General features: G+C 61.3%; 21 protein-coding genes. 9 read left to right on the plus strand and 12 right to left on the minus strand.

The genetic code is table 11. The features are described 5' to 3' along the window. A complete protein-coding gene (locus NBH21_RS14805; protein ID WP_250913944.1) occupies window positions 1–258 on the minus strand; it encodes a BQ00720 family protein in 258 nt (85 codons plus the stop codon). 50 nt (window positions 259–308) lie between these two features. Continuing rightward, complete coding sequence (locus NBH21_RS14810) at window positions 309–737, minus strand: Hsp20 family protein (protein WP_250913943.1); 429 nt, start codon at window positions 735–737, stop codon at window positions 309–311. Between the two features lie 154 nt (window positions 738–891). Between NBH21_RS14810 and NBH21_RS14815 the strand changes: the two genes are divergently transcribed. Beyond that, complete coding sequence (locus NBH21_RS14815) at window positions 892–1,839, plus strand: nucleoside hydrolase (protein ID WP_250913942.1); 948 nt, start codon at window positions 892–894, stop codon at window positions 1,837–1,839. Between the two features lie 73 nt (window positions 1,840–1,912). Here the strand turns inward: NBH21_RS14815 and NBH21_RS14820 are convergent, their stop codons facing one another. The 3 genes from NBH21_RS14820 to NBH21_RS14830 all read right to left on the minus strand — a co-directional run bounded on the left by NBH21_RS14820 (window position 1,913) and on the right by NBH21_RS14830 (window position 6,627). Continuing rightward, window positions 1,913–4,258, minus strand: a complete 2,346-nt coding sequence (locus NBH21_RS14820) for a methyl-accepting chemotaxis protein (RefSeq protein WP_250913941.1) — start codon at window positions 4,256–4,258, stop codon at window positions 1,913–1,915. Between the two features lie 195 nt (window positions 4,259–4,453). Next, entirely contained in the window at window positions 4,454–5,353 is a 900-nt protein-coding gene (locus tag NBH21_RS14825; protein WP_250913940.1) for a ribokinase, read from the minus strand. A gap of 44 nt (window positions 5,354–5,397) precedes the next feature. Continuing rightward, entirely contained in the window at window positions 5,398–6,627 is a 1,230-nt protein-coding gene (locus tag NBH21_RS14830; protein ID WP_250913939.1) for a DNA recombination protein RmuC, read from the minus strand. 271 nt (window positions 6,628–6,898) lie between these two features. Between NBH21_RS14830 and NBH21_RS14835 the strand changes: the two genes are divergently transcribed. From NBH21_RS14835 to truA, 5 genes are all read left to right on the plus strand, one after another. Beyond that, window positions 6,899–8,425, plus strand: coding sequence for a methyl-accepting chemotaxis protein (locus NBH21_RS14835; protein WP_250913938.1), 1,527 nt, complete (start codon window positions 6,899–6,901; stop codon window positions 8,423–8,425). Between the two features lie 163 nt (window positions 8,426–8,588). Then, window positions 8,589–10,079 carry a globin-coupled sensor protein gene (locus NBH21_RS14840; RefSeq protein ID WP_250913937.1) on the plus strand — a complete coding sequence of 497 codons (1,491 nt, stop codon included), beginning with the start codon at window positions 8,589–8,591 and terminating at the stop codon, window positions 10,077–10,079. 85 nt (window positions 10,080–10,164) lie between these two features. After that, window positions 10,165–10,680 carry a peptide deformylase gene (gene def / locus NBH21_RS14845; protein ID WP_250913936.1) on the plus strand — a complete coding sequence of 172 codons (516 nt, stop codon included), beginning with the start codon at window positions 10,165–10,167 and terminating at the stop codon, window positions 10,678–10,680. Window positions 10,681–10,746: 66 nt separating this feature from the next. Continuing rightward, window positions 10,747–11,682, plus strand: a complete 936-nt coding sequence (gene fmt, locus NBH21_RS14850) for a methionyl-tRNA formyltransferase (protein WP_250913935.1) — start codon at window positions 10,747–10,749, stop codon at window positions 11,680–11,682. After that, the gene (truA, locus tag NBH21_RS14855; protein WP_250913934.1) at window positions 11,682–12,437 is read left to right on the plus strand and encodes a tRNA pseudouridine(38-40) synthase TruA; all 756 of its coding nucleotides are present in this window, start codon (window positions 11,682–11,684) and stop codon (window positions 12,435–12,437) included. The genes fmt and truA overlap by 1 nt, the downstream gene beginning before the upstream one ends. A 24-nt stretch (window positions 12,438–12,461) precedes the next feature. Here truA and NBH21_RS14860 read toward each other — a convergent pair whose 3' ends face one another. The 4 genes from NBH21_RS14860 to dapD form a co-directional block, all read right to left on the minus strand. Next, window positions 12,462–13,058 carry a hypothetical protein gene (locus NBH21_RS14860; protein ID WP_250913933.1) on the minus strand — a complete coding sequence of 199 codons (597 nt, stop codon included), beginning with the start codon at window positions 13,056–13,058 and terminating at the stop codon, window positions 12,462–12,464. After that, on the minus strand, window positions 13,045–14,238 hold the full coding sequence (gene dapE, locus NBH21_RS14865; protein ID WP_250913932.1) for a succinyl-diaminopimelate desuccinylase: 1,194 nt from the start codon (window positions 14,236–14,238) through the stop codon (window positions 13,045–13,047). The genes NBH21_RS14860 and dapE overlap by 14 nt, the downstream gene beginning before the upstream one ends. A 108-nt stretch (window positions 14,239–14,346) precedes the next feature. Continuing rightward, window positions 14,347–14,730 carry a DUF805 domain-containing protein gene (locus tag NBH21_RS14870; RefSeq protein ID WP_250913931.1) on the minus strand — a complete coding sequence of 128 codons (384 nt, stop codon included), beginning with the start codon at window positions 14,728–14,730 and terminating at the stop codon, window positions 14,347–14,349. A gap of 5 nt (window positions 14,731–14,735) precedes the next feature. Next, window positions 14,736–15,590, minus strand: a complete 855-nt coding sequence (gene dapD, locus NBH21_RS14875) for a 2,3,4,5-tetrahydropyridine-2,6-dicarboxylate N-succinyltransferase (RefSeq protein WP_250913930.1) — start codon at window positions 15,588–15,590, stop codon at window positions 14,736–14,738. A gap of 151 nt (window positions 15,591–15,741) precedes the next feature. On the opposite strand from dapD, the gene NBH21_RS14880 reads away from it, so the two are divergent. Then, complete coding sequence (locus NBH21_RS14880; protein WP_250913929.1) at window positions 15,742–16,623, plus strand: LOG family protein; 882 nt, start codon at window positions 15,742–15,744, stop codon at window positions 16,621–16,623. Between the two features lie 62 nt (window positions 16,624–16,685). Here NBH21_RS14880 and NBH21_RS14885 read toward each other — a convergent pair whose 3' ends face one another. Together NBH21_RS14885 and NBH21_RS14890 are read right to left on the minus strand one after the other, a co-directional pair. Beyond that, window positions 16,686–17,465: an EF-hand domain-containing protein gene (locus NBH21_RS14885; RefSeq protein ID WP_250913928.1), complete on the minus strand. Its 780-nt coding sequence runs from the start codon at window positions 17,463–17,465 to the stop codon at window positions 16,686–16,688. Between the two features lie 115 nt (window positions 17,466–17,580). After that, on the minus strand, window positions 17,581–18,291 hold the full coding sequence (locus tag NBH21_RS14890; RefSeq protein ID WP_250913927.1) for a pyrimidine 5'-nucleotidase: 711 nt from the start codon (window positions 18,289–18,291) through the stop codon (window positions 17,581–17,583). 103 nt (window positions 18,292–18,394) lie between these two features. Between NBH21_RS14890 and NBH21_RS14895 the strand changes: the two genes are divergently transcribed. Further along, a complete protein-coding gene (locus NBH21_RS14895) occupies window positions 18,395–19,297 on the plus strand; it encodes a DMT family transporter (protein ID WP_250913926.1) in 903 nt (300 codons plus the stop codon). Window positions 19,298–19,376: 79 nt separating this feature from the next. Further along, window positions 19,377–19,913, plus strand: coding sequence for a methylated-DNA--[protein]-cysteine S-methyltransferase (locus NBH21_RS14900; RefSeq protein WP_250913925.1), 537 nt, complete (start codon window positions 19,377–19,379; stop codon window positions 19,911–19,913). A gap of 120 nt (window positions 19,914–20,033) precedes the next feature. Here the strand turns inward: NBH21_RS14900 and argB are convergent, their stop codons facing one another. Continuing rightward, window positions 20,034–20,921, minus strand: coding sequence for an acetylglutamate kinase (argB, locus tag NBH21_RS14905; protein WP_250913924.1), 888 nt, complete (start codon window positions 20,919–20,921; stop codon window positions 20,034–20,036). Window positions 20,922–21,035 lie beyond the last annotated feature (114 nt).

The following is a 21,035-nucleotide window of genomic DNA, read 5'->3' on the forward strand; positions in this document are numbered from 1 at the left end:
TCAGTGCAGGCTGACCGTTTTCAGGTCGTCCTCGGCAGCTTTGTAGAAGGTGCTCGAGCGGTTGTCTGTCAGCAGGATCGGGGTGCCATCGGCGCCGAACAGGGCCCATAGGTCGAGGCTGGGATCGATATCGGGAGCTTCGGGGAAGCAGCGCGATACTTCTTCGGAGCGCATTTTCCGGATGTAACCGACCTCCCCGGAGCCCAGATGGGCAAGTTCGTTCTGGGTCAGTCGTGCTTTTACTTCTCTCAATAACATTCCCGTTCCTCCGCCGAATGAGGGAGCTACGGCACTTCGGCCGTTACGCTCTATACTGAAGCGGAAATGTTAATTTTCCTTTCCCCCTGCACCGGTTCGGGACGGATGAGATAAATCGAGAGCAGTCCATTGCGCAGGTGCGCGCGCTCCACATCCATACCCTCGTCGAGCAGGAAAAGGCGCTGGAACTGCCGGGCGGCGATCCCCCGGAATAGAAAGGTCGTTTCCTCCCGATCGGCGTGCCGGCCACGAATGAGAAGCTCGCGCCCCTGCTGGGTGATCTCCAGTTCGTCTTCGGAAAAGCCCGCGACGGCGAGCGTGATGCGCAGCCGTTCGGTAGGATCGGCAGATTGGCCCAGCAACCGTTCGATGTTGAACGGAGGATAGCCTTCGCCGGCACGGCCATTTCTGGGTCCGGTTCGCTGCACCGTTTCGAAGCCGACGGGCAGCGGTTGGTCGGTTGGTCTCGTGCGGCTCATCGCGATCCTTAAACGGCGGCAACGGGGTACTCATCCACCGATGCGGTCCTGCCGATTTATATGGTGTCGCCCCGCCTTGCGTGCAAGCCGGCTTACCCTTGACAAAGGCCAATGCCGGGCGCATCAGGCCGACCTTGGAAATCAGGACGAAGACATGACCGAACGCAGAAAGATCATCATAGATACGGACCCTGGCCAGGACGACGCCGCCGCGCTGATGCTTGCCTTCGCAAGCGGCGAGGAACTGGAAATTCTGGGCATTACCACCGTCGCGGGTAATGTGCCGCTGCGGCTGACGAGCCGCAATGCGCGGATCGTTTGTGAGCTCTGCGGGCGTACGGACATTCCTGTTTATGAAGGTGCGGACCGCCCGATCGAGCGCAAGCTGGTGACCGCCGAGCACGTGCACGGCAAGACCGGCCTCGACGGTGCCGAACTCGAAGAGCCGACCATGGCGGTTCAGTCGCAGCATGCCGTGGACTTCATCGTCGAGACGCTGCGCCGCGAACCGGCCGGAAGCGTTACCCTGTGCACCCTCGGCCCGCTGACGAATGTTGCGCTTGCCTTGAAGAAGGCCCCCGATATCGCGCCGCGCATTCGCGAACTGGTGATGATGGGCGGCGGTTTCTTCGAGGGTGGCAACATCACGCCTGCCGCCGAATTCAACATCTATGTGGACCCGCAGGCGGTCGAAGTTGTGTTCGGTGCCGGGATCCCGGTTGTCATGATGCCGCTCGACGTGACCCATCAGCTCCTGACGACCAAGGCGCGCGTGGCACGGATCGCTTCGATCGGTAGCCGTCCCTCGCAGGTGATGGTGGAATGGTTGCAGTTTTTCGAGCGTTTCGACGAAGAGAAGTACGGCTCCGATGGCGGCCCGCTGCATGACCCGACGGTCATCGCTTATCTGCTCAAGCCCGAACTCTTCTCCGGGCGCCATTGCAATGTCGAGATCGAGACCCAGTCGGAACTGACCATGGGCATGACGGTCGTCGACTGGTGGAGGGTTTCCGGTCGCGAGCCGAACGTTCAGGTCATGCGCGGTGTCGATGCTGACGGCTTCTTCGACCTGCTGATCGAACGGTTCGCCCGCCTCCGATAACGTCTTGATCGAACAACGGAAAAGGGCCGCCGAAACGCTTCGGCGGCCCTTTCTGTTCTGGGGGCTACTTCCCTCAGAATTCCTGCCAGTCGTCGGCAGCAGCAGCGGCTGCCGCATTACCGGAAGCCGCGCGCCGCGGAGCGAACTTGTAGGCCGGAGCAGGGGAGGCGGCCGGACGCTGCACCGGTGAGCGCATGGTCTGGACGGCGGCCTGCAGGGCCGCAACAGGGTTGCGCGCGCCCGAAACGGAGAAGCGCGAGACCAGCGTTTTCAGGTTTTCCGATTCGTTCTTCAGGGTCATGCTGGCGGCGGTGGTTTCTTCGACCATCGCGGCGTTCTGCTGGGTCACCTGATCCATCTGGTTGACGGCCGAGTTGATTTCCTTGAGGCCCGAAGCCTGTTCGCTGGCGGAAGCCGAGATCTGGCGGATCAGATCGTTGATCTGCATGACCTGCTCGGCGATCTTGTGCAGCGTCTGACCGGCCTGGCCGACGAGTTCCACACCGTCCTTGACCTGCGCGCCGGAGGTGTTGATCAGCGTCTTGATCTCCTTTGCTGCATTTGCCGAGCGCTGGGCAAGTTCGCGCACTTCCTGTGCGACCACCGCGAAGCCCTTGCCGGCTTCGCCAGCACGGGCTGCCTCGACGCCGGCATTCAGCGCCAACAGGTTGGTCTGGAACGCGATCTCGTCGATCACGCCAATGATGCGCGAGATTTCCTGCGAGGATTGGGCAATGCCGTGCATGGAGGCTACAGCCTTCTGCACCACCTCACCGGACTTCTCTGCATCCTGGCAGGCGAGGTTGACCGTCGTCGCTGCCGTGTTGGCGTTGTCGGCGCTCGCATTGACCTGCTCGGTAAGCTCGTTGAGCGCCGCTGCGGTTTCTTCCAGGCTTGCCGCCTGCTGTTCGGTACGCTTCGACAGATCCGCTGCGCTGTCGGCAATTTCGCCGGAGCCGCTGCCGATATTGACCACGCTGGCATTGACCGCATCGATCGTGCCTTCGAGGCTTGCCAGTGCCGCATTGAAGTCGCGCTTCAGGCCGGCATATTCGCCGGGGAAGTCGTCCGAGATGCGGTAGGCGAGATTGCCCTGAGAAAGCTCGGAAAGGCCGGTGCCGAGAACGGCGACCACATGCTGCTGGACGCTTGCAGTTTCGCTGCGTTCCTGTTCGGAGCGGCGCCGTTCGTCGTCCGCTGCATTGCGATGGCGTTCGGCCTCGGCGGCAACGGTGCGGCTGTCGGCCAGGCGATGGCGGAAGCCTTCGAGCGCCTTGGCGACCAGCCCGAGTTCGTCGGCGCGGTCCTGACCGTTCACGGCGGTGTTGTATTCACCCTGGCTCAGGCGATCGACATCGGCGACCAGGCTATGGAGCGGCTTCTGGGCAAAGATGCGTACCGCGAAGAACAGGGCGGTCATGACGGCGCCGAGCACGAGGAGGCCGGCGAGGATCATGGCAAAGGTCTGGGCTTCCACGGCAGCGCCGGTTGCGCTGTGAGGGATATCGATGATGACGGCCCAGTTGGTGTTCACGCCCGGTACGGCGAACGGGTAGATGAGGCGGTCGAAGCCCTCCTGTCCTTCAGCCTGAAGGTTGGAGACAAGGTCCGCCTTGTTGGAAGAGAGCGCGGCCTTGAGGGCGTCGACGCCTGCACCTTCGTATGGCTTCATCATCAGGTCGTCGGAAGGAGCAACCAGCCACTGGCCCGCCTGGGCGACCAGTAGAACGCGGCCCGTTTCGAAGGGACGCAGTGCCTTGAGCTTTTCTGAAAGCGACGACAGCGAGATGTCGACGCCAGTGACGCCGATCAGCTTGTCGCCGGAAAACACCGGATAGGCGATGGAGGTCATGGCGACGGGTACGTCGGTATCCTGCGTCATGTAGGGCGCGGTGATCGCACCCTTGCCGCTGGCCTTGGCTAACGCATACCATTCCGCACTGTAGTCGTTCTTGAAGGTCGAGAACTGGATCTTTCCGTTACGGTCCTTCGACCAGTAGGGGGTAAAGACGCCCTTGTCGTTTGCACCGAGTTCGGTATTACCGACGATCTCTTCCTGCTGGCCGTCGAAGGCCTTGATTTCCTCGCAGAACCAGCTGCCGAAGGCGAAGGGGTTCTGGTCGACATTGGCCTTCAGGAGGTTGATTGCGCCCTTGCGGTCAAAGCTCTTTTCGGACTGGCCGCGGCTGAGGACGCCGGACATGGTCCGCGCGGCGCTAGCCAGTTCGCCGATGTCGCTCGCGACACCATTGGCGATCGCCTTCGCTTCCGAATTGGCCTGGTCCATGGTCAGGCCGGATACGCGGCTTCGGGTTTCTGAAATCAGGATGACGTTGGAGAGGAAAAGAACGACGGCGATGGCGGCGCCGGTGACGATCAGCAGTTTCGCGGCGATGGAGCGCGAGATGAAATGGAACATAGGGACCTCGAAAGAGACCGGGGGTTCTCGGAACAGCGGGGGATTTTCGGCACCATCATGGTGCACGCGTGCGTCCGATATCATCTCGGAACACACTCAATGGCTGAGAAGCTAGGCGGCAATGTTTAACGGTCGTTGAAGAACTGACCGTTTTTCTTGCTAACCATGCTGTCCGTATTGACCCGGTCTTGAGGTTCAGAGCTTGCTCTCGACCTCTCCGGCAAGCGGGATCGAGGGTTGTGCGCCCGCTTTCAGGCAGGCAAGCGAGCCCGCGACAGCTGCGCGGCGAAGCGCTGCTTCAAAGTCGAGCCCCTGATCGAGGCTCGCGGCGATGTAGCCGCAGAAGGTGTCGCCGGCACCCACCGTGTCGACCGGTGTGATCTCAAGGCCCTTGGTGCGGTAGAGCCTTCCGTCGCGCGCGGCGATGACGCCATCGGCGCCAAGCGTGACGATCAGCGTCTGGCTGGTCTCGGAATGAAGGCGCAGCAGGACCTTTTCGCGCTCGTCGGCGCTCATGCCGTCCTGGCCGGCCAGAAGCTCGAACTCGGTCTCGTTGGCAACGACGATATCGGCCATGCGCCCAAGCCGGGCGGCATCCGCCGTCAGGGGCGCGATATTGATGATCGTGGTAACGCCTTTCGCCCTTGCGGCGGTCAGTGCCTGCTCGACAGCAGGGGTCGGGACTTCAAGCTGCAACATCAGGGTGTCACCGACCGTCATGCTTCCGACGGCCGCCAGCGCATCTTCTGCCGTCACCGTGCCGTTTGCGCCGGGAACGACGACGATCATGTTTTCGCCGTCACCGCCGACCACGATCAGGGCGGTGCCGGTGGGTTCCGTTACGTGCTTGATGGTCGAAAGATCGGCGCCGGCTTCCTTGAGCAGACGCAACGCGGGTTCGGCGAACTGATCCGCACCGACGGCCCCGACCATACGCACTTGAGAGCCTGCCCGCTGCGCTGCGAGCGCCTGATTGGCGCCCTTGCCGCCGGCCGCGGTCGAGAAACTGGTGCCGCCGACGGTCTCACCGGGCTTGGGCAGCCGCGGGCTAGTGGCGATGAGATCCATGTTGATGGAGCCGAATACCGTGATCATAGAACTGTCGTCCTCCGTTCCGGCGCTTCTTTTGGACGAATTGCTCAGTCCTCGTCAACAACCCTGAGCTTGAGAAACCCTGTACGGCTTTCGACGGACTTGCCGGATGGCGTTTCGCTTGGCTCTTCCTTCGTTCCACCGGCGGCTTCGAATTCCATCGCTTCGATCCGGGCGCCCCGCTTGTTCAGCTTGTCCGCCGAGGTCAGGATCATGTCGACATCCCTCTGTGCGGCGAGGAAATGGCCCTGAAGCTTTCTTGTCCGCTCGTCGAGGCGGGCGAGATCTTCCATGAGGTGAACAACCTCCCCCTGGATCAGATGGGCCTGTTCCCGCATCCGTTGGTCCTTCAACACTGCCTGGATCACCTGTATCGACAGCATCAGCAGCGAGGGCGAAACGATGACGACCCGCTGCCTGTGAGCCTTCTGCACCACGGCCTCGAAGTTCTCGTGGATTTCGGCGAAAATCGATTCCGAGGGCACGAACAGGAACGCCATGTCCTGGGTCTCCCCGGTGATGAGGTATTTCTCGGCGATATCGCGGATATGCACTTCGATGTCCCGGCGGAATTGCTGGCCGGCTGTCTTCTTGAGGTCGGGCGTCCCTGCCTCTCGGATGGCATTCCACGCCTCCAGAGGAAACTTCGCATCGACCACCAGTGGCGGGGCGCCATTGGGCATGCGGATGGTGCAGTCGGGCCGATAGCCGTTCGAAAGCGTGGGCTGGAAGCTGTAGGCTCCCATCGGCAACCCGTCGGCGACGATCGTTTCCATGCGGGATTGCCCGAAGGCTCCGCGCGTCTGCTTGTTGGAGAGAATCGCCTGCAACCCGACCACGTCCTTGGCGAGCGACTGGATGTTGTTCTGCGCCGCGTCGATGACCGCCAGCCGCTCCTGCAGGCGGCGCAGGTTTTCATGCGTCGACTTGGTCTGTTCGCTGATCGTCGCACCGATCCTGTGTGTCATGCCGTCCAGCCGCTGACTGATCGTCTGGTTGAGTTCGGCCTGCCGGTTGCCGAAGACCTCGGCCATGGCGGTGATCCGGCCCTGCATTTCCGTCTGCACCCGCAGCATTTCGGAAAGCCGCGCTTCGGCTGCCGCTTCACGCCTTGCCGTCTCCAGCTCATGCTCGGCTCGCATCCGCCCGGATCGTAGTATCGATAAAACCAGGAGGGCAAGAATTGCGAGCGCAAGCACTCCGCCGATGATGGTGGCGGTGCTTGAAGTCGAGGAGGTAATGTCCAGGCCAAGGAGTGACGTGTCGATCGCGTTCATGTTTTGATCCTAGCAGATTCCCAGTCGCGCGATAGATCAAATCGGGAACAGATGGAAGCGGGACGAAGCTAGGCCGGTTCGCGGGCGTAGGGCGGCGCAGTTTTCCGGCAGATATTGCGTGGTGAAAGGGAGGCACCTGCTCGCACAAAAAAGTATGAAATTTCATGTATTGTGCAACGCAATGTTTACCATTCCAGTATTTTATAAAGTTCTAAATGGGCGATCCGAAGCGCTTCTTGCGCAAGTCAATTCCGAGTTGGGGTTAATAATTATGCAAGTGGATGAGAGAGATGCGCTGGCGGCGCGCCTGAACTTTCTTGGTCTTGATGAAAAGGCGAAGAATACCCTGCGTAAGTTGGCTCCTTCGATCAAGAAGAATATTGGTTCAGCGCTCGACGTATTCTACAGGAAGGTGCGCAGTACACCCGAAACGGCCGCGTTCTTCCGTAACGAGGACCACATTCAGGGCGCCAAGAAACGGCAGGAAGCTCACTGGAATGTCGTGGTTAACGCCCAGTACGACGCGCGTTATGTCGAAGGCGTTGTCGCAGTCGGCAAGGCTCACGCCCGCATCGGTCTGGAACCCCGCTGGTACATCGGGGGATATGCATTGCTCGCCGAGCAGTTGATCCATGCTGTGATCCGCGAACGCTGGCCGACGCGCTTTGCCCGTAAGGAGGCCCAGACGCTTGCCGAGGAAGTCGGCGTGCTGGTCAAGGCCGCTCTGCTGGACATGGACTACTCCATTACCGTCTATCTCGACATCCTGTCTGCTGAGCGCAAAGCGGCGGACGAAGCCCGAATCCGTACCGAGCAGGAGCAGGCGGTCGCGCTTGCTGCCCTCAGTGACGTGCTGACCAAGCTCGCCGGCGGCGATCTGGAGGCCAAGCTGCCAAGCGACCAGCCGCCGAATTTCGTTGGCATGGCGTCGGACTACAACGCATCCGTCGAGAAACTTCGCGCCACGATCGGGACGGTGCGGAGCGCTGCGGAAGAGATCCTGCGCTCGACCACTGCGATTTCTGATGCATCGGACGAGCTTGCCCGGCGCACGGAACAGCAGGCCGCAGGGCTGGAGCAAAGCACAGCCGCGCTGCATGAACTCACCCAGAATGTCACGCTGAGCGCGGAAGGCGCGCAGAAGGCGGCGAAGGTCGTCGGTCTTGCCCTCGACGAGGCGCGCGCCTCCGGCGATGTCGTGATGAATGCCGTGACCGCCATGGGCGCGATCGAGAAGTCCTCCGACGGAATTTCCAAGATCATCGGCGTGATCGACGAAATTGCCTTCCAGACCAACCTGTTGGCGTTGAACGCCGGTGTCGAGGCAGCCCGTGCTGGCGAGGCCGGTCGTGGTTTCGCCGTCGTGGCGCAGGAAGTGCGCGAACTGGCCCAGCGCTGCGCGAGCGCGGCCAAGGAAATCAAGGGTCTCATCTCACAGAGTTCCACCCAGGTTGAGACCGGCGTCGGACTTGTCAACAATGCCGGCGAAGCGCTCGACAAGATCATCGAACGTATCGGCGAGATCAACGGCATCGTGGCCGGTATTGCCTCGGCGGCAGCGGATCAGTCGAGTGGTCTCCACGAAGTGAACACCGCAGTCGGCGGCATGGACACGATCACCCAGAAGAATGCGGCGATGGTGGAAGAGACCTCGGCCCAGACAGCCACCCTGCGGGAAGAGGTTGAACGGCTGGTCACGGCGCTACGTGGTTTCCGGTCGCGTGATGAACACGATGTCGGCCAGTTTCACTCCTCCAGGCGGATCGAAGACGTCCTCGCCTATCGTCGGGCCGGCTGAGCTTGGGTGTGCAGCCAAGCGCGGCCCCATGTCGCGCTCTTGGAATTCGTCAGTTTTAAATGGCTGTTGTTCATCGGTCGTTTAGGATTTTCACGAATGCTCATCTCATATTGGATGACATTCACGAGGTTCCTTCGGGAGGCTCGAAATTCGTGGCGAGACAATGAGCATAGATACTGACGACAATCTTTCCGAACGCCTTGCTTTCCTTGAACTTGACCAGAAGACCTGCAGTACGTTGAACTCGCTGCGGCCGACACTGGCAGAGATCATCGGCGGCGCGCTCGACAAGTTCTATGCGAAGATTGCCGCGACACCGAAGCTCAAGCGGTTCTTCAGCGACAAGGCGCACATGGATGCGGCCAAGAACGCCCAGATCGGCCATTGGGAAAAGCTGTCCAGCGGCAAGTTCACCTCAGACTACGTCAAGGGCGTAACTGCCGTCGGCAATGCGCATGCCCGGATCGGTCTGGAGCCCCGTTGGTATATCGGCGGCTATTCCATGCTGATGACGGAACTCGTTTCCGGCGTGTTGAAGAAGCACTGGCCCTTTCCGTTCGGCAAGCGGCACGCCGAGGCCCTGAGCGAGAAGCTCGGTGCGCTCATCAAGGCTTCCATGCTGGACATGGACTATTCCATCTCGGTCTATCTCGATGCTCTCGAAGAGAAGCGCCACAAGCTCGAGCAGGATCGCGAACGTTTCGAGGCCGACCAGCGTCTCGCCATGGACCATCTCCGCAAGGGCCTTGAAGCGCTGGCGCGTGGTGATTTCGAAACCAAGATGTCGACCGATCTGCCGGAAAATTTCAAGGAAATGGCCGGACATTACAACGAGACGATCACGCGCCTGAGCGCGTCCTTCGCCTCGATCCGGCGGACCTCGGAGGAAATCCTCGACGGAACCGAAACCATCGCCAAGTCTTCCGACGAAATCTCCGTGCGCACCTCCAAGCAGGCCGCCGGCATTCAGGAAAGTTCGACAGCCCTGCAACAGCTTTCGGTGAGCGTCAGCCAGACGGCATCCAACGCGCAGCGTGCATCGCAGGCCGTGCACGAGGCCCAACAGCAGGCGCGCACCTCCGGCGAGGTCGTGTCCAGCGCGATCTCAGCCATGGCCGAAATCGAGAAATCCTCCGCCGAGATCTCGAAGATCATCGGCGTGATCGATGAGATCGCCTTCCAGACCAATCTTCTGGCGCTGAATGCCGGTGTCGAGGCAGCCCGCGCCGGTGACGCCGGCAAGGGCTTCGCCGTCGTCGCGCAGGAAGTGCGTCAACTGGCGCAGCGCACCGCTGATGCCGCCAAAGAGATCAAGCGTCTGATCTCGCAGAGTTCGGACCAGGTGAACGAAGGCGTCGGCCTTGTCTCCAACACGGGTACGGCGCTCGGAGACATCATCTCGCGCATCGATGCCGTGCATGCCATCGTCTCGGACATCGCCGGTGCGGCAAAGGATCAGGCGACCGGCCTCAGCGAAGTCAATCAGGCGACGCACAGCATCGACATGCTGACCCACGAGAACGGCGCGATGATCGAACAGACCTCGGCGGAAAGCCAGCGCCTGCGCAACGAGGTTGCCGGTCTTGTGCGGTTGCTCGGCGAGATTCGCGTTCACGACAGTTCGGCGCAGCACCACGTCGCCCGCGCGGCCTAGCTGTGAGCTTTCAGGAGCATTCCAAACGCGGGCCTGTCCCGCGTTTTTCGATTCCATATGGGAAAAAGATCGGTTATGGGAGGCCATGACCATCAAGCCTCTCATTATCCTTCCCGATCCCCTTTTGCGCCAGGTTTCCGTATCCGTGGAGCGCATTGATGACGATGTGCGCCGTCTTGCCGACGACATGCTGGAGACCATGTATGATGCACCGGGCATTGGGCTTGCCGCGATCCAGGTGGGCGTTGCACGCCGCATGCTGGTCATCGACGTCAGCCGGGAAGGAGAGGAGAAGACGCCACTCGTCTTCATCAATCCCGAGATCATCAAGAGTTCGGACGAGCGCTCCACATATGAAGAGGGCTGCCTGTCGATCCCGGACTATTACGCCGAGGTCGAACGTCCTGCCATCGTCACCGTCAAGTCGCTCGACCGGGACGGCAAGGAGCAGATCACCGAGGCCGATGGCCTGCTGGCAACCTGCTTGCAGCACGAGATCGACCATCTGAACGGCGTGCTGTTCATTGATCACATTTCCCGGCTCAAGCGCGACATGGTGATCAAGAAATTCACCAAGGTAGCCAAACAGAAGGCGCTCTGAGCCTTCTCATGGTTCGTTGGCCGCCTCTTCCGGCGGACATACGTCATCGACGGAGGCTGAGAGGCAATGGCACTGCGCATCATTTTCATGGGAACTCCCGAGTTCTCGGTTGCCACGCTTGCGGCTCTGGCTGCCGCCGGCCACGATATCGTTGCCGTCTACACCCAGCCGCCGCGTCCCGCCGGTCGCCGCGGGCTCGACCTGCAGAAGTCGCCCGTTCATCTCGCTGCAGAAAAGCTCGGGTTTCCTGTCCGCCATCCTCTGAACTTTCGGGCCGAAGAAGACCGCGAGGAATTTCGCGCGCTCGGTGCAGATGTTGCCGTGGTCGTTGCCTACGGGCTGTTGTTGCCGGAGGCGATCCTGAACGGCACCCGTCTCGGGGCCTTCAACGGCCATGCCTCGCTTCTTCCGCGCTGGCGCGGTGCTGCTCCGATCCAGCGCGCCATCATGGCAGGCGATGCCGAGACCGGCTTGATGGTGATGAAGATGGACAAGGGGCTCGACACGGGCCCCGTGGCGTTGACCAGAAAGGTCGCGATTGATCCCGACATGACCTTCGGCGAACTTCATGACCGGCTTCGCGATACAGGTGCCGAAGCCATGGTCGAGGCGATCGCGAAGCTTGAAGCCGGCGACCTCAAGCCTGTCTCGCAGGCCGAGGATGGCGTGGTCTACGCCGCAAAGATCGATAAGGCTGAAACCCGCATCGATTTCGGCAAGCCGGCGACAGACGTGCATAACCACATCCGAGGGCTTTCTCCCTTCCCCGGCGCCTGGTTCGAAATCGAACCGAACGGCAAGCCGGAGCGGGTCAAGGTTCTGGGTGCCACATTGGCCGAAGGGACGGGCGCACCGGGCACGGTGCTCGACGGAGCGCTGACGGTTGCCTGTGGTTCCGGCGCCATCAGGCTGACGCGCCTGCAAAAGGCAGGCGGCAAGCCGCTCGATGCCGCCGACTTCCTGCGCGGAACCCCCGTCGCGGCAGGCACGGTGTTTTCCTGATGTCCCGCTTCCGCATGACCGTCGAATATGACGGCACGCCTTATGTCGGCTGGCAGCGGCAGGAAAACGGGCCGTCGGTACAGGGCGCGCTGGAAACCGCGGTCCTGTCCCTGACGGGAGAAACGGTATCGATTCGTGGTGCCGGTAGAACCGATTCCGGCGTCCATGCGCTCGGTCAGGTCGTTCATGTCGATCTTTCGCGCGCCTGGGTGCCTCACAAGCTCCGCAACGCGCTGAATGCCCATCTGGCCATGGCGGGAGAGCGGGTCGCGGTTCTCGACGTTGCCGCCGTCGATGATGCCTTTGACGCGCGCTTTTCCGCGATCCGCCGTCACTATCTCTACCGCATCATCAGCCGTCCGGCCCGCCTCGCGGTGGAAGCGCAGCGCGCCTGGTGGGTGCCGAAGCCCCTCGACCATGAGGCGATGCATGCCGCCGCCCAGATGCTTGTCGGCCATCACGACTTCACCACCTTCCGCTCGGCGCATTGTCAGGCAACGAGCCCGGTGCGTACCCTCGACCGGCTGGATGTGACGCGGTCGGGTGAGCTGATCGAGATCCGGGCTTCGGCCCAAAGCTTCCTGCACAACCAGATCCGGTCCTTTGCGGGCACGCTCAAACTTGCCGGCGAAGGCAAGATGACGCCGGCGGATGTGCGCGCGGCACTCGACGCGCGCGATCGTGCAGCCTGCGGGCCGGTCGCGCCGCCGGAAGGCCTGTTCTTCATGAAGGTGGATTATCCCAGCGACGAATGATTGACCGGGCGGGAGCGCCGGAGGTTAGCCGGGGAATACTTCGAGATAGCGTTCCAGCAATTCCGAGAGGATCATCGAAGGTACGAGCAGTACCATGGTGACGGTCGCGATCGTCAACATATGGTTGCCGAAGACCATACGGAAAATACGGAAAAGACTGATGATGAAGGCGAGCATCAGGCCGAGCCAGGCAAACGCCACGATCGTGTCGATCGAGGGAACCAGCATCATCAACAGCACGAGCGCTGCATAGGCATAGGAAACCGGCACGGCCATCCAGTTTGAGATCGCCACGATTGCCGCGAATTTCTGTCCTATCCCCACCATCCAGCAGAGAAGGCCGACCAGAACCAGCGGCACGACCCAGTTGGCGAACTCCACCAGCGTCAGGCGGAAGAAGAATACGGCACCGACATCGGCGCCGGCCGGAAGTGTTTCGAGGAAGGCTTTGCGCCACCAGAGGAAGGAAATGATGATTGTGGGCAATGCCCAGACGGCGGCCCAAAAGGACCGCAGCGCGCCGCGGTCGGAAAGATCGAGAAAGGAGAAACCGCGCGGGTCCTGCTTGAACAGGAGCCATAGTCCGGTCAGGTAGGTCTCGACCTCCTTAAGCGACGGCATTCGCGAACCATTGTTCGATGAAGGTGCGATAGATGCGGGTCAATGTCTCGAGATCCTCTACCGCCACGCGTTCATCGACCATGTGCATGGTCTGCCCGACGAGTCCGAACTCCACCACCGGGCAATAGTCCTTGATGAAACGCGCATCCGAGGTTCCGCCTGTCGTTGAAAGCTGCGGCGAAGCGCCGACGACCTTCTCGATTGCATCGGAAAGTGACGCAATCAGGGCGTTATTGCGGGTCAGGAAGACGTGGCTGGGTCTTTCCGACCAGACGATGTCATAACCGATGGGTTCGCGGCCCGGCCGCAGAGTTGTATCGGCTGCTGCGGCATCGAGACGGCGCAGGATTTCCGCATGCAGGCTTTCCGCCGACCAGGTGTCGTTGAACCGGATGTTGAACTTGAAGACGGCGCTGGCCGGAATGACGTTGGTCGCGGCATTGCCGACATCGATCGAGGTGACCTCGAGGTTCGACGGCTGGAAATTGTCCGTGCCGTGGTCGAACGGCGGGTTCATAAGGGATTCCGCGAGCTTGATCGCCCCGCGCACTGGGTTATCGGCGAGATGCGGATAGGCGGCATGACCCTGCACGCCATGCACGGTCACCGTGCCGGAAATCGAACCGCGACGGCCGATCTTGATCATGTCGCCGAGCTGGTCGGGATTGGTCGGTTCGCCGACGAGGCAGGCGTCCCATTTCTCGCCTCGGGAAGCGGCCCAGTCGAGCAGCTTGGTCGTGCCGTTGATCGCAGGCCCTTCCTCGTCACCGGTGATCAGCAGGGAGACCGAGCCTTTTGGAGCACCCTTCTCTTCGACCAGCCGGGCAAGCGCTGCGATGAAGCAGGCGATGCCGCCCTTCATGTCGACCGCGCCGCGGCCGTAGAGCATGCCCTCGGAAATCTCCGCGGCGAACGGAGGATGGCTCCATGCGGCCTCGTTACCGACCGGCACGACATCGGTATGTCCGGCGAACATCAGATGCGGGCCGTCTGTTCCGAGGCGAGCGTAGAGGTTTTCGATGTCGGGTGTGCCTTCGTCCCGGGCCATGACGCGGGAAACTTCAAAGCCGAGCGGCTCCAGAAGCTGTTGCAACGTTGTCAGCGCGCCGCCTTCATGAGGCGTAACGGATGGGCAGCGGATAAGGGCCTGGAGAACGTCGACGGGATTGGTAGCGATCATGACATACTGCACTGGATGGAGCCCGGACCACGAACGGGCGATCCGACCTGAAAAGGGATCGGGCAGATTTATCCGATCAGCTGCGTCGTGTCACCATCCAAGGCTGCGTCACAACCTGGGCCAATCGGTCGTTTCTCCATAGGCATTGGCCCTGCGGGCTGAAGGCCACATGCAGAGCAGAAAGAGCACCAGCATCGATACGGCGGGTATGAAGAGCGTCAACGCGATCAGCCCCGGCATGTTCATGTCGTGCAGCCGTTTGATGCTCATCATCACGGCCGACACGATGGAAAGTCCCATGCTTATCACGAACACCAGCTGGTAAAGCGGAAGGAGGTCGTCGTCCTCCGGAACGAGCGTCAGCTTGGCCAGCGCGAAGGAATTCATCATCAGCCAGAACAGCCAGCCGAGAATGAAGGTCTGTCGGCCCGCCCGGCCGGACGGGCTGAAGAACAGCCACGATACAGTCGGCCGGCGGGCCGCAGCCAGCATGGGGATCAGTCCCTGAGCAGCTCGTTGATGCCGGTCTTGGAGCGGGTCTTTTCATCGACGCGCTTGACGATGACGGCGCAATAGAGGCTCGGACCCGGTTCGCCATTCGGGAACGGCTTGCCCGGCAGGGTGCCGGCGACGACGACGGAATAGGGCGGAACTTCACCATAGCTGATCTCGCCGGTGGCGCGGTCGACGATCTTGGTCGACTTGCCGATGAAGACGCCCATGCCGAGTACAGAACCTTCGCGGACGATGCAGCCCTCGACGACCTCGGAACGGGCGCCGATGAAGCAGTTGTCCTCGATGATCGTCGGACCGGCCTGCAGGGGCTCCAGAACGCCGCCGATGCCGACGCCGCCGGACAGGTGCACGTTCTTGCCGATCTGCGCGCAGGAGCCGACAGTTGCCCAGGTGTCGACCATCGTGCCTTCATCGACATAGGCGCCGAGATTGACGAAGGACGGCATCAGCACGACGTTCTTCGCGACATAGGCAGAGCGGCGTACCACGGCATTCGGCACGGCGCGGAAGCCGGCCGAGCGGAACTGTTCCTCGCCCCAGCCTTCGAACTTGGAGGGAACCTTGTCCCACCAGGTGGAGGCGCCCGGACCACCCTTGACGACGTCCATGTCGCTCAGGCGGAACGACAGGAGGACGGCCTTCTTCAGCCACTGGTGAACGGTCCATGTGCCGTCTGCGCTGCGGGTGGCCGCACGTGCCTTGCCGCTGTCGAGCAACTCCAGCGAGGCTTCCACCGCGTCGCGGACTTCGCCTTTGGTCGCTGTCGTGACCGTATCGCGATTGTCGAAGGCGGCTTCGATGACCTTTTCGAGGGCGCTCGTATCCGTGGCGTTCATTTGATTTCCTTAAATTTCGTTGTCTATCGTGGAAACGGACGATATCCGAATTCTCTAATCGGGAACCGGGACTGATCTAGCGTATTCGACCGGGGTTGAAAACAGCCACCGGCGCATTCGAGTCCCGGCAATGCAAAGAAAGGCATGAAGCATGGCAAAGCCGCGCAACGGACGGCAACAGCGGGACGGCGGGGTCTGGAAGACGCTGAAGAGCAGTGAGACGGATCGCAGCCGCGTGGCCGGCATCCCACGCACTCCGCAGTCGGAATCACCGTCCTACCGGCTGGCCTATCTCGATGACGATTTTCTCTGCCGTGAAGAATTGCGGCCGGTCAGGCTTCAACTCGAACTCCTGAAAACGGAGATGATCCTGACCGAGCGCGGCATCAAGTCGACGATCGTCATGTTTGGCGGTGCGCGCATTCCCGCGCCCGGCGCCAGCGCCTGGGCCGCCCGTAACGAAACCCAGAAAGCCAATCTGGAGGCGGCGTCGATCTACTATGAGGAAGCGCGCAAGTTCGCCCGTCTTTGCGGGGAACATGCGGCCCTTCACAATCATCAGGAATATGTGGTCGTCACCGGCGGCGGACCGGGCGTCATGGAAGCGGGCAATCGCGGGGCGGCCGAGGTTGGCGCGCCGACCATCGGTCTCAACATCGTCCTGCCCCACGAGCAGGCCCCCAACCCCTATGTCACGCCCGAACTGAGCTTCAACTTCCACTATTTCGCCATCCGCAAGATGCATTTCCTGATGCGTGCGAAGGCGATCGCGATCTTTCCCGGCGGCTTCGGTACGCTGGACGAGTTCTTCGAGGCGGTCACCCTCATCCAGACCAAGCGCATGGAGCCGATCCCGCTCATCCTGTTTGCCGAGAAGTTCTGGCGCAAGATCGTGAACTTCGAGGCATTGGCCGAGTTCGGTACGATTGCGCCGGAAGACCTGAAGCTCCTGCACTTCGTCGAAACGGCCGATGAGGCATGGAAGATCATTGCGGAGCGATACGAGCACACGCACGATATCGTGGTGAAGTGACCTGAAAATGCAGAAAGCCGCCAGATATCCGGCGGCTTCCTTCTTCATCTGCACAGGCCTTGTCAGGGCAGGATCTTTGGTCCGGCCGGAAAATCGTCCGCCGAGATGAAGCCGTCCTTGTTGGTGTCGAATCGGTCGAAAAGCTTGGCGATTGCCGCATCCGCTTCCGCCTTGCTGATCTGTCCGTTCTCGTCGGTATCGATCCGGGCCATCATGCGCCGCATGCCGTGGTATCCCATCGGGCCCATGCCCATTTCTTCGCGAGGACCGTCCCGTTCGGGGCGATTGCGGTCGTCATGGAGGCCGGGGCGAGGCTTGTCGTCGCGCCAGCCCTTGCCATCATGCCAACCCTTGCCATCCCGCGGGCCGCAATCGCGTGCACCATCCGGTGGGGGCATGCCGTCATCATCGGCCATGTCTTCTGGTGGCGGAGGTGGCGCGGATGCATCGTCCTGGGGTGCGGGTGCCTTGGTCTTGTCGGCATCTTCGGTGGCCGCCGGTTTCGGCATGGATGCCTTCCATGCCTCCATCCGGGCCTCGTGATACTTGCGCAGTTCGCCGGGCGTCAGGTTGCCGTCCTTGTCGGCGTCGATGGCGGCAAACAGGGTGTCGCCGGCGGCCTTCGCCTCGTCTTTCGAGATCTTGCCGTCTTTGTTGGTGTCGAATTCCTGCAATGCGCGGATGAACATGCCGGCCGGTCCGCGCATCATCATCGGACGCGGGCCGCAGTGGCCGTCCATCGACCCGGGCCCCTTGCCACCTTGCGCGAGCGCTATGCCTGATGATGCGCTGAAGAGCAGGGCGGTCGCAAGAGCGGCGAGTGTCGTTTTGCGAGCGTACATGGCTTTTCCTTTCCTCGTTTACGAAGAAAAGACTAACCCCGACGCCCCGATATGCCGACTTAAACCTTGTTAAGGCTGGGTGAAACTTCGGTAATGTTGGGAGGCTCGTCCGGGGTCAGCCGATAAGCCGCTCAAGGAAGCCGGTGAGATCGTCGGTGACGAAATCGATGTTGTCAGGCTCCGTATTCTCGGCGCGTTCCCAGCTTTCCAGAACGATCGTTTCCAGATTGCGCGGCACCAGCAGCACCGTCTTCATGCCAAGTGCCTTGGGAACCATCAGGTTGCGCGGCAGGTCCTCGAACATCGCGGCCTTCTTCGTGTCCACCCGGTTAAGGCTCATGAACTTGTCATAGGTGCTGCCGGCAGGTTTCGGCTGGTACTCAGCGGCGACGATGTCGAAAATGTCGTCGAAATTGTCGAGGATGCCGAGCGCGCGGGCCGCGGCCTCGGCATGGGCGACGGTACCGTTGGTGAAGATGAACTTCCGGCCGGGAAGCGCCTTGATCGCCTCGCCCAGCGCCTCATCCGGCAAAAGCGCGGAATAGTCGATGGCATGCGCCCGGGCCAGGAAATCGTTGGGGTCGACCCCGTGATGCGTCATCAGGCCGGCAAGGGTCGTGCCGTGGTCGTGATAGTATTTTTTCTGCAGGATCTTCGCTTCGGCAGGGTCCATCTGCAAAAGTTCCGACACATAGGCCGTCATGTTGCGATCGATCTGTGCAAACAGGTCGATGTGATGCGGGTAGAGCGTGTTGTCCAGATCGAAGACCCAGTCACGGACATGGGCGAAATCTGCGGCAGAAGGGGCGGAAGCTGTCTTGTTCATGACGCTCTTATGGCACGCCTTGCAATGAGAAGAAAATGCGAAACTCCGCTTTTCGCCGGAAGTGGCCTTGGCGAGGATATTTGAGCCGTGATACCGGCGAAAAATGGAACCCTGGATACTGATCACCATCGCCGCCGCCTTCCTGCAGAACCTGCGGTCGGCGCTTCAGAAGCACCTGCAGACCTCGCTCGGCACGCGAGGCGCGAGCTTCGTGCGTTTCGGCTATGGTTTTCCGATTGCCGTCCTCTATGTGCTCGGCCTGCATTTCATCGGCGGTTACGGACTGCCGATACCCAATCCCATCTTCGCCTTCTGGGCGGTCATCGGTGGCCTTGCCCAGATCTTCGCGACCATGCTGCTGGTGCATCTGTTTTCGCTGCGAAATTTCGCGGTCGGTACGGCCTATTCGAAGACGGAGCCGGTGCAGGCGGCGATCTTCGGCTTTCTGCTGCTCGGTGAACGCATCACCACCGGTGCGGTCGGCGCCATCGTCGTGGGTGTGGCGGGCGTGATGATGATCTCGGTCGCGCGCATGCCGCTGACCCTTGCCAACCTGCTGAAGGCGCTTGCCGGTCGGACGGCATTGATCGGCATTGCATCAGGTGCAGTTTTCGGCATATCCGCCGTGGCCTATCGTTCCGCGTCTCTGTCGCTCGGGGTCTCAAACCCCGTCGTCGCGGCAGCCGTCACGCTTGCCTGCGTCACCACCTTCCAGACGGTATTCATGCTTGTCTGGATGTTCGTTCAGGACAGGCGAGAAATCGTCGATGTCATCAGGTCCTGGCGCTCGTCTTCGCTCGTCGGTCTCACCGGCGTGCTGGGGTCGGCCTGCTGGTTTACCGCGATGACGCTGCAGCAGGTGGCCTATGTCCGTGCGCTCGGGCAGATAGAACTGGTCTTCACCTTCATCGCCTCGTTCTTCCTGTTCCACGAGCGGGTAAACCGCATGGAAGTGGCCGGCTGCCTTCTGATCGTGACGGGTATCCTTCTCTTGCTGCTCGGTTGATCGCGGGTTGGCCATGCCGCGTGTCCTGATTGTTGTCGAGGCAGCCAGCCGCTAGACTGCGAGTCTCGGGGAGGACGAAATGATGGGACGCACGGTCTATTGCGAATGGTTCGACAGTCCGGTCGGCGATCTCGCCGCCATCGCTGACGACACCGCATTGCTGGCGTTGCAATTCCGGGAGCGGACTTCGCCCGACGCAGACGAGGCCGATATCCGGCAGCAGATGAATGCGGATGCGGTTCTTCCCGGCAACGCCCTGACTCGGACGATTGGCAGCGAGCTTGAAACCTTCTTCGCCGGCCGCGCTTTCGAGTTCAGCGTGCCGCTTGCCCCGGCCGGAAGCGAATTCGAGCAGAAGGTCTGGGCGGAATTGCTGAGAGTAACGCTCGGCGAAACCTGTTCCTACGGCGACATCGCGCGGAATGTCGGCGGCATGGAGACGGTGCGCGCCGTCGGCAAGGCGAACGGCGCAAATCCGATCGCCATCATCATTCCGTGCCATCGCTGCATCGGTTCGGACGGGTCGCTCACCGGCTATGGCGGCGGGCTGTGGCGCAAGAAATGGCTCCTGCGCCATGAAGGCAAGATGCGCCCGGTCGGCCTATTCGCTTTGTGACCAAGCGAACTCAACAAAGCATCTCCGGCGAAAACGGGCTCGCCTTCAATGCTCTCTCTTTGTTTTCATGCAATTCCGGACGCGAAGCCGGTTCCCCACTTTCGCTGGAATTGCTTTGGTTCAGGGAACCAGAAGCGTGCCGGCGCCGTGCTCCGTGAAGATCTCCAGCAGCACGGAATGGGCGGTCTTGCCGTTCAGGATGACAACACCCTGAACGCCGGCATGTATGGCGTCGATGCAGGTTTCGACCTTCGGGATCATGCCGCCGGAAATCGTGCCGTCCTTGATCAGGGCGCGGGCTTCTGAAACTGAGAGTTCCTTGATCAGTTCGCCCTGCTTGTTGAGCACGCCCGGCACGTCGGTGAGGAACAGCAGGCGGTCGGCGCGTAGCGCGCCCGCAATGGCGCCGGCGAAGGTATCGGCGTTGATGTTGTAGGTGTGGCCGTCACGGCCGGGCGCGACCGGCGCGATGACCGGGATCATTTCAGATTTTGCCAGAAGGTCGAGCAGCGTGCGGTCGACTTCCACGACCTCACCCACGAAGCCGAGGTCGAGAACGCGCTCGATGTTCGAATCAGGGTCGGTCACGGTCTTCTTGGCCTTTTCGGCGAAGACCATGTTGCCATCCTTGCCGCAAAGGCCGATCGCCCATTCGCCGGTCTGGTTGATCAGCGCGACGATTTCCTTGTTGATCGAGCCGGCGAGCACCATTTCGACAATCTCGACGGTCTTCTCGTCGGTCACGCGCAGGCCACCTTCGAACTTCGATTCGATACCCATCTTGGTCAGCATGGCGCCGATCTGCGGGCCACCGCCATGGACGACGATCGGGTTGACGCCCGACTGCTTGAGCAGCGCGATATCGGCCGCAAATGCCTTGCCCAGCTCGGCATTGCCCATGGCGTGGCCGCCGTATTTCACGACGATGGTCTTGTTTTCATAGCGCTGCATGAAGGGCAGGGCCTGGGCCAGAAGTTGCGCCTGGATTTCGCTATCGGAAGCCGTCATGGAATACCCTCGTCGTTGGATCGCGGCCTTTTAGCGCAAGATCGATCCTGATGGAATAATGGGTCGCCAATATATGAGGTTCATGACAGCCGCTTGCGGCATGGCTTTGGCCGC

Source organism: Ciceribacter sichuanensis (assembly GCF_024055605.1).
Taxonomy (GTDB): Bacteria; Pseudomonadota; Alphaproteobacteria; order Rhizobiales; family Rhizobiaceae; genus Allorhizobium; species Allorhizobium sichuanense.